We start from the raw sequence: 13,617 nt of genomic DNA, 5'->3' as shown, positions 1-13,617 counted from the left end.
AAAGAGCGCGCGCCAGAGGTTACCAATGACTCCGACTTACACCCCAAGCCATTTTTTGCTGGATGATCCGCTACTGATCCGGCAGTTTTTGCAACAGCATTATTTTGGCTTGTTGCTGACGGCAGATTTACAGCTCAGCGCACTACCGTTTTTGTTTGAATGGGATCAACCCACTGGCCTGACTGGCAAGGTGTATGGCCATATGGCCAGACAAAACCCGCAACTGCAAGGCTTGCAGGATGGCGATAGCGTAAAGCTGGTGGTGCAAGGCCCGCATGCTTATGTCGCCGCAGAGTGTTATCAACAGCAACCGCAGGTGGCGACCTGGAATTACAGTCTGGTCGAGGTAAGCGGCAAAGTAGAGTTATTAGATCCCAGAAGTACGCTGGCGTTAGTGCGCAGGCAACAAACCAAGGCTAATCAAGCATTACCGCAACAGGTTCAGGATGGGTTTGTCAGCCTGGCGGCGGGCACTGATGCTGTCGCAGCTAGCGGGCCTAGCGGGCGACAGAGCAATCTTGCTTATGAAAAGCAGCTGTCCGCTGCCATTACTGGCTTTGTCGTCAGGATCGAATCACTACACGCCAAAATGAAGCTGTCACAGAATAAAACGCCGGCATCAAGGCAGGATGTGCTGCAGTTTCTACAACGATCGGAGCAGCCACAAACCGTTTGGCAACTGATGCAAGCTCAGGGCTTGCTCGCTGCTGAAGCAGCAGTAAACACGCAGAACCCAGCGCTCGGTTTCACAAAAGGAGCTGTAATATGATTAAAGACGGCAATCTGGCGATCCGTTTTATTACAAGGCATGACCTGGCGACATTGGTGCCGCTATTAAATGATCTGGAGTTACGCGGCGAGTATTTGCCCGGCGCTATCACCTCACCCAGAACCTTTGAAAAGAATTATGAAATCGACGGCCTTGCCAATGACAGCCATGAAAAACTGCTGATCGTCGATCAGGACGACACCATCCTCGGCATCATTTGGCATTTCAAGTCGGTGCCGTATTTTAATGCCCGCGAAATTGGCTATACCGTGCTGGCACAGACGCAGCGTAACCGCGGCATTGCAACGCGCGCAGTGCGTATGCTGAGCCAATATCTGTTTAATACTTTGCTGATTAACCGGCTGGAAATTCGGATGAATACCGCCAATCTGGCCTCGGAAAGGGTCGCCATCAAGTGTGGCTTTACCCGCGAAGGCGTGGCACGCGGTGCCAATTTTGTGCGGGGCAAGCATGTGGACATGGCAGTCTATGCGATGCTGCGTGAGCAAGCCATGCCCGCTTAGCGCGCGATGACAGCTCAGTGCTCGCGCACGGCAAACCACGGTGTGGTCTGCGCGCATGCCGGCAGGCAGGACTAATCGGCGCACTGAGCAGCTTGTCGACGCCATTTACAGCAGTTGAAAAGGCTATTTGGCGGGTTTCAGGCCGGCGGCTCGCAAAACAGATTGTTCAGATCAGCAGCTACAACCGCTTAAACAATGTGCGGTTTGCTTGGCTATACTCACCATTCGTTTCAAATGAATGATCGGCATGATGTTACTGACGGACCGACTTGACGTTACCAGAGGTATTTTTCAATGTTCAGATGGCTGTGGTTGCTCCTGAGTGTCTTGCCTTGCGCTGCGCAGACCACTGAAGTCTACGACGTCATAGCAATTGAATACCCGCCATTTACCACCAGCAAAACGGTTGACGGTGGATTAGCCTTCCACATTCTACAACAAGCTTTTCCCGACTATAAATTTAGACCACACATAGTGCCACCCAAACGGGCATATCACATGATACAGCATGGTCAATGGTGCCTGAGTTTTTATCCCAGCGGTGAAGGTGTGGCTAGCCACAAAATCATTTTATCCGAACAAAACATTGTCATTGGCCTCATTCGAAGGCAACAAGCCAAACCGTTCAAATGGCAAACATTGGATGAGCTGAGCGGGTCACGCATTGCGATTTTAAGAAGCGGGGATTCTTCGCCCTTTAGCAATAAATTTAACCAAGCGGGACTGAGCATCACCTACACCGAATCCGTTCAACAGTCGGTAGATTTAGTGCTGCGACAGCGAGTCGATATGGCGATGTATGATGACTACAATTTTGCCAGGCTGACCACTGCAGTGCGCGGCCAACTGCAGTTCTCAGAAACTAGCCTGCTGCAGACACCCGTGACTTTGTTTACCAATCCAAGTTGCCAGATCCCACTGCCCAAAAATCATCAACCAAAACCTTTAACGCCGGCGAACAAACTCGCAGCGGACGCGGCGCCGCGGCGCGGCTAGTCGCGTCCGGCAGCAACTTACTTGTTGGCAACAGCGGATGTTAAGCATGTGACCTGGCCTGCTTCCGCGCAGGATATTTTCTCGTACGCTTTGGAGATTTATGTTGCCCCAAGCCATGCAGTGCATTGAAGTTTTGCTTTTGGCCCTCCACTTCCAACAGCAAGGTTTTTAGATCGTCGGTCAGCGGCAGCATGAAGTCGTTATAGCTCAGGCGTTTCTGGCAGATCGCTTCTAATTGCGCTTCCCAATGGGCGGTCATATCGGGCACCACCATGCGCTCTGGTAAGCTGTTAATCAGCTGTTTGCCAATCTCTGTCGCACGAATGTCTTTGCCTTGTTTGGTCAGGAACTGGCGTTTAAACAACAACTCAATAATGCCGGCCCGCGTCGCTTCAGTGCCCAAACCGTCGGTGTCGCGCAGTACTTTTTTCACTTCCGGATCCGTCACATAACGGGCAATTCCGGTCATGGCCGCTAATAACGTGGCATCGGTAAAATGCTTTGGTGGGCTGGTTTGTTTTTCGCTGAGCTGCGCATCGATGCATGTGCCCCGCTCGCCAACCTGCACGTTTGGCAATTGCGTCTGGGCGAATTCCGCATCTGGTCCGGTTATCTTTTCGTTCGCTAACAACGCTTTCCAGCCCGGCGCCAGCAGCGTTTTTTGCCGGGCAATAAACTGGCCACCAGCAATTTCGACATCAATTTGGTGCTCGGCGTAGACAAACGGCGGATAAAACTGCATCAGATATTGCCGCGCAATCAATTCATAGATTTGTCTTTCGTCATGACTGAGTCTGGTCGAATCCATGCTGGTGGCGGTTGGAATAATGGCGTGGTGGGCACTAATTTCAGCATCGTTCCAGGCCTTGCTTTTCAGCGCCAAATCGGCCGCACTGATAGCGTTTGTAAGCGCAGGTGCTGTCTTGCCAATCGCATCAACCACGCCGTGTCGCTCAGCAAAATGGCCGGTCGGTAAATAACGGCAATCGGAGCGCGGATAGGTAATTAACTTATGTCGTTCATACAGTTGCTGGCAAATATCGAGGGTTTTCTGTGCATTCAGATTAAAGCGTTTCGATGCGTCAATTTGCAGTGCCGACAAACTATAGGGCAAAGGTGCATGTTGTTTTTTCTGATCTTTGGCCACTGCGGTGATGACGCTGGGTTGGCCCGTCACTTTTTGCACCACGGTCTCCGCCAGTTTGCGCACCAGTACCCGACCGTCTTCGTCTCTGTACGGTTCGCAGGCTGCGCTCGGTTGCCATTTGGCACTAAATGTTTCATTTTGCTGCGTTTGCACAGTCACAAACACTTCGTAAAACGGTTTGCTGACAAAGTTTTCGATGTCAGCATCGCGGTGCACTACCAACCCCAGTACCGGCGTTTGCACCCGGCCAATCGACAATACACCTTGATAACCAACTTCCTGGCCCAGCAGCGTGCAGAGCCGGGTCATATTGATGCCGTATAACCAATCCGCCCTCGCCCGGGCTAAAGCTGAGGTTGCCAGCGGAATAAAATCGCTGTTGGTGCGTAAATTGTTCAGTGCTTTTTGGATAGCGACAGGATTCATGTCGTTGATTAAGCAGCGCTTTGTCATTTCACGCTTGGATTTACTGACCCCACTATAGTTGATCACCTCATCAACCAGGATCTGGCCAACCCGATCCGGATCTCCCATATTGACCAGCAGGCTGGCTTCTTTAATCAGCTTTTTAACGACACTAAATTGCTTACTGGTTTCCCGTTTTACTTGCTGCTTCCATTCCTGTGGAATAATCGGCAGGTGCTCTTTTCGCCATTTTTTGTAATCTGGGTGATAAGCTTCCGGCTCGGCTTGTTCTAATAGATGACCGATACACCAGGTCACCACATCGCCGTTACCAACCTTGATAAAACCGTCGCCTTTTTGCTGAGGTTTTGGCAGCACATCAGCCACAGCGCGACCAACACTGGGTTTTTCTGCGATGTAGAGGATCATGGCGGCAGTCCCGGGGAAACTTAGTGCCCGCTGGTCGTCGCAGTATTGCCAAACTGATAGGTCGCAGTGATGTTGGGATTAGCCGACCAGACCGGATCAGCATGCAACACTGTGCCTCTGATTTTGCTGGTCACATTCAGCTGCAGGCTGTCTTTGCCAGTGCTTTGCCATTGCAAACTAAAGCCAAGTTGCTCCGGATGACCATCGCTGGCAAACAGATTGCCAGGGCCATCGGCCAGAATACCGTCCTTCACCAGAATGGAAATGTTGCTGCTAAAACCCGGCGCTGTGGTGCAGCTGCGCACAAACACGACCGCGTTAAAACGCCCGTCAGGTGACGCCAATTGTTGCGTGATTGCGTTCGAGCAAGGTTGCGCCGTTGCGGCAAACATCCAGGCGGTCAGCCCGCCCAAAATCGCCAGCGGTGCAACCACAAACAATCCAATATCTCTGACAACCTTCTGCATGCGCTTTCCTTCAGATAATGGCAACAAAACGGCGCCATTACATGTCAGGGCGCAGCCAAAAGCAAGCGTGACGACGGTGTTTGCACAGCGGAGGCAGGGGCGCAGCTCGTTTTTTCAGGTGTACTTCGGTAACAGGACTGGCGTTTTAAATTTGAGGTTAATGACCAACAGCCTGGATATAGCTGACTGCAACTCCCTCTATCATAGTTTCTTGTTTGATTGCATCGGTCACATGACCTTGGATCAGCATCGACCTTTGTGACGTCCACTGCAGCAACAGCCGGCTGTCGGCCGGGCGCCCGTTCGCAATATATAGATTGCCAGCAACATCATTGCCGAGAGTTTCCCCGGCTGGCAATACCGAAACCTGCGTGCTAAAACCGGTTGTCGCGCCGCAATCCCGTTGAAAAACCACCGCTTTTAACGTGCGATCGGCCGAATAGACTTCCTGATAAATCTGATTGGCACAGAGATCTGGCCCAAGCGCAATCAACAAAAAAAACCAGATAAATGGCAAGATATAGACCACACCAGCTATCGCAGTAACGATCAGCAATATCCGGACCCAAGAGAACATCAGCAGTGCCTTATCAGTGCATACCAAACAGGTCATTCCGGCTCAGCATTTTCTAACCACAGCGCGTTGGACCGGAAAGTCTCTGGCGGTGCCAATGCCAGCAACCAAATCAGAATTTTCCAGATCTTCACGAACTGCCATGTCATCAACAATTGCAGATGAATTTTCGAAAGAATATACGAATCAGTTATTTAAACAAGATGGCAAACCAATCGGGGCGCAAATCCGAAGTTCGCAGATGAAGGCGGGCGTCATGTTGAAACTTATGCGTCAGGAATAAATGGCAGTTAGCCGGCGTGGACTGCAATGAGCGAATTGCGGTCATCGAATATGGGTACTGTACGGCGACGCTTCGCTTGCCGGTACCTACGATCTCAATTAGCGAGTAGGTACGCGCAAGCAACGCGCCGCCGTACATGACGATTAAAAATATCCGCTTTTGGCACAAAGCGACGATTCAGCCGCCACCGGCAACTTCGCAAACAAAAGTATTCTTCGCGCGATCTACAAGGTGCAATTCGCTTTGCTCATTGCACCCTACGTTCGGGTATCCGGCTCGTAGGGTGGGTAGAGCGAAGCCCACTGGGTGTCGCACACCGGTTGTCGCACACTGGGTGTCACACAGATCCGCAACTGCCACAAAGCGCCTGTTCAGCCGCCAACCACTCCCAACGGTTTGGTTTTCTGCCATAACCCACGGGTGAAATCGGGGAAATCGCGGCTGTTGCCGCGGTCGGCGACTGAGGCGACTGATAGCGGTAATACCGCGGACCAAGCCGCGCCGTCGTAGACGTCTTGATCCAGTGGTTCGGCGTTACGCAGGCAATAAATCAGTCGCCAGCACATCAGGAAATCCATGCCGCCGTGGCCGCCGTTACGCTCGGCTTCTCGGCCCATGCGTTGCCACAGCGGGTGGTCGTATTGCTGGTACCACGGCGTCATATCCAGATCCCAATCGTGGTAACTGCCACGGCCACCCTGCTCCAGCGCGATGCGGTTCGGGAAACCGGCAAAAGCGCCGTTGGTGCCCTGGATCAGGTTATGCCGACTGTATGGCCGCGGGGTGGTGGTGTCGTGCTGCAGCATAATGGTTCTGCCCTGCACCGTTTTAATAATGCTGGTATTGATGTCACCGCAAGTGTATTTGATTTGGTTACGCGGATGGTCGGCCGGAAATTCGCGTTTGGCATACGCCGCGCGGCCGATCGCCGGCGAGCTGACTGAGTTGATAAAATCAAACCGGTCACCACGGTTAATGCCCATGTACTGCGCTACCGGGCCTAAGCCGTGGGTCGGATACAAATTACCGTTTTGTCGTGCTTCTTCAAAAGTGCGCCATGAACCGGTTTTGCGTTCAATCTCTTTGATTTGCCAGCGTAATTCGTGGATGTAGGCGGCTTCGCCATGCAGCAATTCACCAAACAGGCCCTGACGCACCATATTCAGCACCATCAGCTCGTCACGGCCATAACAGACGTTTTCCAGCATCATGCAGTTACGCTGGGTTGCTTCGGCGGTGTCGACCAAATCCCACATTTGCTCCAGTTCCAGCGCCATCGGCACTTCGACAAAGGCATGTTTGCCAGCCAGCATCGTGGCTTTAGCCATTGGGTGATGCAAAGCCCATGGTGTCGCAATCACGACAATATCAACATCCGCGCGCGCCAATAACTGGTGGTAACTGTCCGGGCTGTCACCAAAATAGGCTGGCTGTGGTTTGGCCATTTTATCGAACAGCGCCCGCGCCCGGGTCAGCGTTGCTGGATCGGTGTCACAAATCGCCGTAATGCGCGCGCCTTCGATTTGGCTGAAATGGCTGATATAGCCCACGCCGCGTTCACCGACGCCAATCAGGCCAACCCGCACTTCAGCCATCGCCGGTACCACCAGCCCCATCACCGACTTCCCTTTCGCCGCAGGCGCAGCGCCGGCCGGTTTGGCACCTTGCTGGCTACAAGCCGCAGCGACTCCCAGTGCCGCGGTTGCGATAGAAGCTTTCATAAAACTGCGCCGGTCAAAACTCGCCATAACTATCTCCTGTGATGAGTGCTCAGCCAGTGTTGCTGCGGGCAAAGCTACCGCCGGACCTGACTGTTTTTGTAAGTTGATGGCTTTGGTATAACATAAATAAAAATACATTGAAATACTTTCGATTTGTTTCGATGTGAATTTGCGACCAGTGCATGAACCGCCAGACGATTGGCTTACCAAGCTAAAATCACACCGCCTGGGCGGCCAGCCCGCTACTGCCTTTGAGATGATTCCAGAAAAATAAAATTGTTTAAATTCATAAGGATAAAAATTATTTTTAAATTTTTTGTCACAGCAACTGAAGTTGACGGCACTAGGAGATATCACCAATCGCAAGGAGTTCAACATGTTCAAATGTGCCAAATCTTCCAAAGCCGCCGGTCTGTCGATGATCCCAACCATTTTTGTCGCGGTATTTGCTGCGAACCAGTCCGGCCATAGTAAGGCAGCGACGCCAGTCGCCGTGGCCGCCCCTGTCGCTGTGACAGCGCCGGCAACCAGCCGCCAGGTAACAACCAGCCCACGTAGTTTTAGTGTGGAAGTGATTGGTCAGGGCCGGCCGGTGATTTTAATCCCGGGTCTGATGTCCGCACCGTCGGTGTGGCAAAGCACTGTTGATGCGCTGAAAGCAGACCATCAGCTGCACTTGATCCATATCGCCGGATTTGCCGGCAAAGCGCCATTCACCAGCAAAAACCAACAAACAGAACAAGGATCGCTGCTGCAAACTGTGCAACAGGAATTACTGGCCTATATCGAGGCAAAGCAGCTGCAACAGCCGGTGCTGATTGGCCATAGTCTGGGTGGTTTTCTGGCCTTTGCGCTTGCGAGCAAAGCGCCGGAGAAAATTGGCCCTATTGTCTCGGTGGATGGTCTGCCATATCTGGCACCGGTATTTACCCGCGACCCGGCCACAGTCCCTGCACAGATGCAGGCTCAGGCGACGCAAATCAGCATGCAATATGGCGGCATGACACAGGCGCAGCTGAGTCAGGCGGCCGCACAAGGCCTGTTTATTCAAGCAACCAGCCCGACCGCGCAGCAACAAGTGCTGGCGATGGCTGGCCAGTCAGATCCGGCGTCTGTGGGCCAAGTGATGGCGGAACTGCTGACCACCGACTTACGTCCGCATCTGGGCAAGGTCAAACAGCCAGTGTTGTTATTGGGCGCCAGCGGGGCCTTACCGCCACAGGCGCAGGCCGGCGTCAAAGCACTGTATCAGCAGCAACTGGAAAAATTACCGGCGGCACAACTCGACATCAACCCGCAGGCAAGGCACTTTATCATGCTGGACGACCCGGCCTGGCTGAATCAAAAAATCCGCAGCTTTCTGCAGGAGGCAAAATAAGATGGATCACAGCATCGAATTACAGTTAATGCCTGACGTGTTAGCGGCACAACAAGGCGACATGGCCGCTTATCAGCGCCTGATCAGCCGCTGCCGCCAGATGGTCAGCAGTATTGCGCTGGCGATTGTTGAAGACTTAGACCGCAGCGAAGATATTGCACAGCAGGTATTTATCCACGTTTGGCAGCAACTACCACAACTGCGCGAAGCCAGCAGTTTTTTACCCTGGCTGCGGCAAATCACCCGCTATCAGGCGTTTCATGGCTTGCGTGACCAAAAAGCGCGACGCGAGCTGGATAGTGATGACGCAGACACTGTGCTGGCCGAATTTATTGACCCGGATGCGAACCCAGAGCTGTGGCATGGCCGGGCCGAACAAGCGCAGCTGCTACAACAATTCCTCGACGCGCTGCCGGCCGAAAGCCGTGAAATTCTGCTGCTGTTTTACCGCGAAGAACAATCCAGCAGCCAGGTGGCGGCGCTGCTTGGCATTAGCGAAGCCAATGTACGGAAAAAACTGCAGCGGGTGCGTGAATCACTGAAAGAGCAATGGCTTAGCCGTTATGGCCAGCTGATCTTGTCAACCGCGCCGGGGCTAGGGTTCTCAGCATCACTGACTGCAGCACTCGCAACCGCCAGCCCGCCCGCTGCGGCGATGGCGGCAGATCAGCTGTCGCAAACAGTGGTGCAAGGAAGTGCTGCAGGCCCGCTGAAATTAGTGGCCATACTCGGCGGCGCCGCGATCGGCGCCTTACTGGCGATTGCGGCGGTGTTTTATGGTATGAAACCAGCGATAGACCGCGCTGACAGCGCAGAAATTGCTACGGCCTTACGTCAGCTCAGACGCCGCACTATAGCGTGGATGGCGCTGTTTGGTCTGTGCTGGGTCGCCGCCTATGAGCTGACACAAAGCGCCTGGGGGCCGATCAGCTGTATGACGATGCTGACGTTGTTGCTGCTGAGCACGCAGGTCCAGCTCAGCCGCTTGCTGGCACCACAACAAGCGCGTGAACGGGCCGCAGATCCAATTAAAGCAGCGGCAACACAACGCCGGCAATGGCTTGGCTGTGCAGTAGGAACAGTGGTCGGCATTGGCTCCGGCTGGGCCGGCATGATTGCCGGGTTGATCGCTTCGGGCCGGCTCTGACAGCAGCGTCTTTGACGTCGCTGAGCTGGGGACCGGCATCAACAGATGTGTGCATCCACCAAAAAATAGAGCCGGCATTCAGCCGGCTCTATCATTTGTGTCGTCCTGCTTAACGTGCCTGACGGAATTCCCGCACCGACAACTGCTGACGCCAAATCAGGCGCCAGTCACCGCCGGGTGGCAATGCGCTGCTGTCGCGGCAGAATTGGCCGGTCGTTTCATTTAATGCCAACACAGTATCTTCGCCGTTTTGCTGATGGATGACGCTAAGCGAGGCATCTTTACTGGCCGGCCAGGTCACACAAAGCTGATTGGCGCTCTCGTCCAGCTGGATCTGACTTTGACTCTGTTGCTGCTGTTGTTGTTTTTGGCGGGCGCTACCTGCCAGCACAGCGGTATTTTCCTGCGTCGCAACCAGCACGCCACTGTGCCAAATCTCAAAGCGCTGAATCGTCATCTGCGGCAGTTCAACGCTGAAATGACGCTCTGATGGGTTGTCCTGATGGTCTACCTGCAATAGCTGCAGGTTAAATTCAAACCAGCTGCCTTGCTCGTTTAACACCCGGATAGTGTAACCACTGGCTGCTTCGCTGCGGGGGGCACGCGACAACGGTACTAAGGTTCGGACCTGCACTTGGCTGCCCTGCAAAGTGCCGGCGAGGTATAAAGCGCTGCCGCCGGTTTGTGCCTGATAGGCTGCTTGTGCTGGCATCGGGAAGGCTGCCGGCGGGTTCTTTTGCACGAACTCTTGTACTGCCGCGACGTTGTAATCCGACACATGTTTAGGGCCGCAGTAAGACATCAGGTCCTTATGGTCTTCCGGCGACATCCAGCCATTCAGCGCCAAATCCAATCCCACCGATCCCATAGTTGTCGCCGGATACGGATAAGCCCGATCCGGACCTGACGGATTACCGCAGTCCACGTGCTCGCGGCCAAAATTATGCCCCAGTTCATGGGCCAGGATCTCACCATCGTCAGTGTCATAACCGACCGCAATAGGCGCACCGACATAGCCTAAACCGCCACAACAATTATCGCCCATCTCAGGTTTAAAATAGCCGTAGTAATACACGCCTTCACCTTCGATCCGGCGCAAATCTGCCAACTCCGGCAGCATCACATAAGCCGAGGATTTAGTACCACCCGCTTTCAGCTGATAAGGCGCGCGAGCGCGTACATCGATCTGACTGAATGGCCAATAAGTGCGCACGGCATTCTTGACGACATTGACATCCGGCAACGTCGCCACCTGGTCACCAAGCTGAAATGGCACGATGCGGATCGCCAGCGGCCGCGCCGGCGCATATTTCGGTGCATAAGTCCGGACCAGCTGCCCGTCCTGTAACACTTTGATTTGTAATCCCGGTTTCATCCAGCTTGCCGGGATGATCGCCTGATAGGCATCGGTCAGGCTACGATGCACTTTGCTGGCTGGTAGCTTTTTCGGTGCTACAGTATCCAGCAGTTGGCTATTGCCGTTCAGCTGCAAATCAAGTTGGAATTTAGGTAACAGCGCCGGGCTTTGTGCTGCGGTGACATGCAATCGTAGCAAACCATCGCGCTCAGCCACCAATAAAGGCTTCGCAGAAATAGTAATTTGACTTAAATCCAGACTTTGCAGCGCGGGTTGGGCCGGCGCGGCTCCGACTTCATCCAGTTTAATCAGCTTTTCGCCACCAATGCCATTATCAAACCATATTGCGGGACGGAACTGGTCGGCCTGGTAGCCGCTGTATGTGGCGGTGCCGTTTGCAGCACATGCTTGTAGGGTTGAGGCACTTGAACCCAGCAATTGATCGTCTTGATCCAGATACAAAGCGCAATGCATCGGCGAGGTATTGCCACTGATTTGCCAGCTGTAGTGTAAACTGCGATTTGCAACTTCTGCCTGTAAACTAAAGTTGGTTCCCACCAAAGTATCAACACAATCACTTCGACTATACGGGAAGATCCGTAACGACAAACTACGCTGGCTCCTTAAAGCTTCTAATTGCTCTAGATGTTTGGAATAACCTTTCTGATCAATGCACCCATAGATTTCTAACACTGCATTTTTTGCTAACGCCAATTCACTGAGTACATCCAGATTGTTGATTTTGGTGTTACCCAAATCAAGATAGGACAATTGTCTTGACTGCTTCAGAGGACCAAGTTCAGTGACCTCAGAACCCCCAATCTTCAGCACATCCAAATTAGTTAAGTTCTTTAATACTGAAAGGTCTTGCGTTTTACTGCCCTGTAAGTCCAATACCTCCAGAGGTGCATTGGCTAATGGGCTTAAATCTGTTGTCTCACTACCCCAAAGCTGGAAACGCTTTATTGGCATACCCTGCAACGGTGACAAATCTATGTCTGCGTCTGTGCTGATTAAAAACTCTGCTATGGGTAGCTCACGTAAAGGAGACAAATCAGTAGCTAAATTTTTATACAGCTCTAACCGGCGAAGATTTTTAAGGCCTTGTAACGCTTGGTAATTGATTACAGGGAGATTGTATAATTCCAATCTTTCTAGTTTTTTCAAACTTTGTACAGGCCCTATATCGCTCAGTTTATTTGCAAACAGAGCAAGAATCGTCAGTTCTGTGAGGTGCTGCAGACCTTGCAAATCGACGATTTCAGATTCCTGATACAGACGTAAATCTGTCAAACTCGCCACTTGTGTCTTAGTAATTGGACTGTTGTCATCTATTCCGAGCGCTTTCCTGACCGCTTTATCCAAACCCGCATCCGGAAAAACGACAATCGTATTAACGTTAAACTTTGCCTCAACAGTACAGGCTGCTATGACAGGCGCTGTGGTAAACACCGCGCCTTGTAATTTACCGCCACAACCTGAAGCCGTAGTGATATCAAATCCGGCATCCGGTAGCAGCGTCAGCTGCAGGCTTTCGCCATATTTCACCTGCGGGTTTGACAGATTCAGCTTGCCACCGTTGCTATTAGTGGTTGTAACTTGCACCAGGGCCGGCCCAAACACCGCCTCCACTTTACAATCTGCGGTAATAGCGCCAGTGCGGTATACATCGCCCTGCAGCTGACCGCTACAGCCTGTGACGGTATTGATGGTAAAACCGGCATCTGGTTTGAGCGCAACCGTGGTGGTGTTGCCATGCTCAACTTTTTGTGAGGCGGGCGTCACAGTTCCGCCGGCATTTGCTGCGGTGCTGACGGTATAACTGAGTTTTTTGAAACTGGCGTTGACTTCGCAATTAGCCGTGACCGTGGCGACACTATAGATGTCGCTACTCAGGCTACCGTTACAGCCGGCCACCTGGTCAATCTGATAGCCAGTTTGCGCTTTGACCGCCCACTCTGCTTTATCACCGTAAAACAAACGCTGTTCGGCTGGTGTGATAGTGCCACCGGTGCCAGATTTTGCTGTGAGCAGGAAGTTTTGTTTTTTGAAACTGGCGGTGACAGTACAGGCGGCATTCACTGCCCCTGTGGTGTATTGATTGCCGGTCAGACTGCCGGCACAACCACTGACGCTGTCAATCTCATAACCTGTGGCTGCGCTGACGCTGAAAGTTGCGGTCGAACCCTGGCGAACCTGAGTGCTGGCCGGGCTCAGGCTACCGCCTGCTCCAGCTTGGATTGAGACCAGATACTGTGGCACTTCCGGTGTCACCGGCGCGGGACTGTCGCCGCCACCGCCGCCACAACCACTGAGGCTCATTAGCAAACCTAACGCCAAAATTCTCTGGTACTGCATGTAGCTCTCCGCTGCTTTTATCTTTGTGTATGGCATTCAGGTGCGATGTCTCGCAGGAAAAC

The 13,617-nt window shown here is 52.8% G+C and carries 10 protein-coding genes; 5 read left to right on the top strand and 5 right to left on the bottom strand.

Annotated elements, in window-relative coordinates; genetic code table 11:
- Nucleotides 1-25: 25 nt before the first annotated feature.
- The 3 genes from ACFFJP_RS01165 (at nucleotide 26) to ACFFJP_RS01155 (ending at nucleotide 2,289) form a co-directional block, all read left to right on the top strand.
- On the top strand, nucleotides 26-769 hold the full coding sequence (locus ACFFJP_RS01165) for an FMN-binding negative transcriptional regulator (RefSeq protein WP_377239575.1): 744 nt from the start codon (nucleotides 26-28) through the stop codon (nucleotides 767-769).
- Nucleotides 766-1,293 (top strand): GNAT family N-acetyltransferase, encoded by a 528-nt coding sequence (locus tag ACFFJP_RS01160; protein ID WP_377239572.1) that lies wholly within the window; start codon nucleotides 766-768, stop codon nucleotides 1,291-1,293. Before ACFFJP_RS01165 ends, ACFFJP_RS01160 begins: the two co-directional genes overlap by 4 nt.
- Before the next feature lie 294 nt (nucleotides 1,294-1,587).
- Nucleotides 1,588-2,289 (top strand): transporter substrate-binding domain-containing protein, encoded by a 702-nt coding sequence (locus ACFFJP_RS01155; RefSeq protein WP_377239568.1) that lies wholly within the window; start codon nucleotides 1,588-1,590, stop codon nucleotides 2,287-2,289.
- Between the two features lie 40 nt (nucleotides 2,290-2,329).
- On the opposite strand, the gene ACFFJP_RS01150 is transcribed toward ACFFJP_RS01155, so the two are convergent.
- The 4 genes from ACFFJP_RS01150 to ACFFJP_RS01135 all read right to left on the bottom strand — a co-directional run bounded on the left by ACFFJP_RS01150 (nucleotide 2,330) and on the right by ACFFJP_RS01135 (nucleotide 7,342).
- Complete coding sequence (locus ACFFJP_RS01150) at nucleotides 2,330-4,270, bottom strand: DNA topoisomerase III (RefSeq protein WP_377239566.1); 1,941 nt, start codon at nucleotides 4,268-4,270, stop codon at nucleotides 2,330-2,332.
- Between the two features lie 20 nt (nucleotides 4,271-4,290).
- Nucleotides 4,291-4,737 carry a hypothetical protein gene (locus tag ACFFJP_RS01145; RefSeq protein ID WP_377239564.1) on the bottom strand — a complete coding sequence of 149 codons (447 nt, stop codon included), beginning with the start codon at nucleotides 4,735-4,737 and terminating at the stop codon, nucleotides 4,291-4,293.
- A 157-nt stretch (nucleotides 4,738-4,894) separates the two neighbouring features.
- Entirely contained in the window at nucleotides 4,895-5,314 is a 420-nt protein-coding gene (locus ACFFJP_RS01140; protein ID WP_377239561.1) for a hypothetical protein, read from the bottom strand.
- 651 nt (nucleotides 5,315-5,965) lie between these two features.
- Entirely contained in the window at nucleotides 5,966-7,342 is a 1,377-nt protein-coding gene (locus tag ACFFJP_RS01135; RefSeq protein WP_377239558.1) for a Gfo/Idh/MocA family protein, read from the bottom strand.
- 349 nt (nucleotides 7,343-7,691) lie between these two features.
- On the opposite strand from ACFFJP_RS01135, the gene ACFFJP_RS01130 reads away from it, so the two are divergent.
- Complete coding sequence (locus tag ACFFJP_RS01130; RefSeq protein WP_377239555.1) at nucleotides 7,692-8,693, top strand: alpha/beta fold hydrolase; 1,002 nt, start codon at nucleotides 7,692-7,694, stop codon at nucleotides 8,691-8,693.
- 1 nt (nucleotide 8,694) lies between these two features.
- Nucleotides 8,695-9,840 (top strand): RNA polymerase sigma factor, encoded by a 1,146-nt coding sequence (locus ACFFJP_RS01125; protein ID WP_377239553.1) that lies wholly within the window; start codon nucleotides 8,695-8,697, stop codon nucleotides 9,838-9,840.
- Between the two features lie 109 nt (nucleotides 9,841-9,949).
- Here ACFFJP_RS01125 and ACFFJP_RS01120 read toward each other — a convergent pair whose 3' ends face one another.
- Nucleotides 9,950-13,555 (bottom strand): InlB B-repeat-containing protein, encoded by a 3,606-nt coding sequence (locus ACFFJP_RS01120; protein ID WP_377239550.1) that lies wholly within the window; start codon nucleotides 13,553-13,555, stop codon nucleotides 9,950-9,952.
- Nucleotides 13,556-13,617: the final 62 nt, after the last annotated feature.

Origin of the sequence: Rheinheimera tilapiae (genome assembly GCF_042432165.1) — a bacterium.
GTDB classification, from domain to species: domain Bacteria; phylum Pseudomonadota; class Gammaproteobacteria; order Enterobacterales; family Alteromonadaceae; genus Pararheinheimera; species Pararheinheimera tilapiae.
The sequence above is the reverse complement of the archived record's forward strand: the minus strand, read 5'-3'. Positions and strand labels throughout refer to the sequence as shown.

Excerpts from the sequence above, each read along its gene's own strand:
- ACFFJP_RS01165 (WP_377239575.1), top strand. The coding sequence starts at position 26 with ATGACTCCGACTTACACCCCAAGCCATTTTTTGCTGGATGATCCGCTA.
- ACFFJP_RS01160 (WP_377239572.1), top strand. The coding sequence starts at position 766 with ATGATTAAAGACGGCAATCTGGCGATCCGTTTTATTACAAGGCATGAC.
- ACFFJP_RS01155 (WP_377239568.1), top strand. The coding sequence starts at position 1,588 with ATGTTCAGATGGCTGTGGTTGCTCCTGAGTGTCTTGCCTTGCGCTGCG.
- ACFFJP_RS01150 (WP_377239566.1), bottom strand. The coding sequence starts at position 4,270 with ATGATCCTCTACATCGCAGAAAAACCCAGTGTTGGTCGCGCTGTGGCT.
- ACFFJP_RS01145 (WP_377239564.1), bottom strand. The coding sequence starts at position 4,737 with ATGCAGAAGGTTGTCAGAGATATTGGATTGTTTGTGGTTGCACCGCTG.
- ACFFJP_RS01140 (WP_377239561.1), bottom strand. The coding sequence starts at position 5,314 with ATGTTCTCTTGGGTCCGGATATTGCTGATCGTTACTGCGATAGCTGGT.
- ACFFJP_RS01135 (WP_377239558.1), bottom strand. The coding sequence starts at position 7,342 with ATGGCGAGTTTTGACCGGCGCAGTTTTATGAAAGCTTCTATCGCAACC.
- ACFFJP_RS01130 (WP_377239555.1), top strand. The coding sequence starts at position 7,692 with ATGTTCAAATGTGCCAAATCTTCCAAAGCCGCCGGTCTGTCGATGATC.
- ACFFJP_RS01125 (WP_377239553.1), top strand. The coding sequence starts at position 8,695 with ATGGATCACAGCATCGAATTACAGTTAATGCCTGACGTGTTAGCGGCA.
- ACFFJP_RS01120 (WP_377239550.1), bottom strand. The coding sequence starts at position 13,555 with ATGCAGTACCAGAGAATTTTGGCGTTAGGTTTGCTAATGAGCCTCAGT.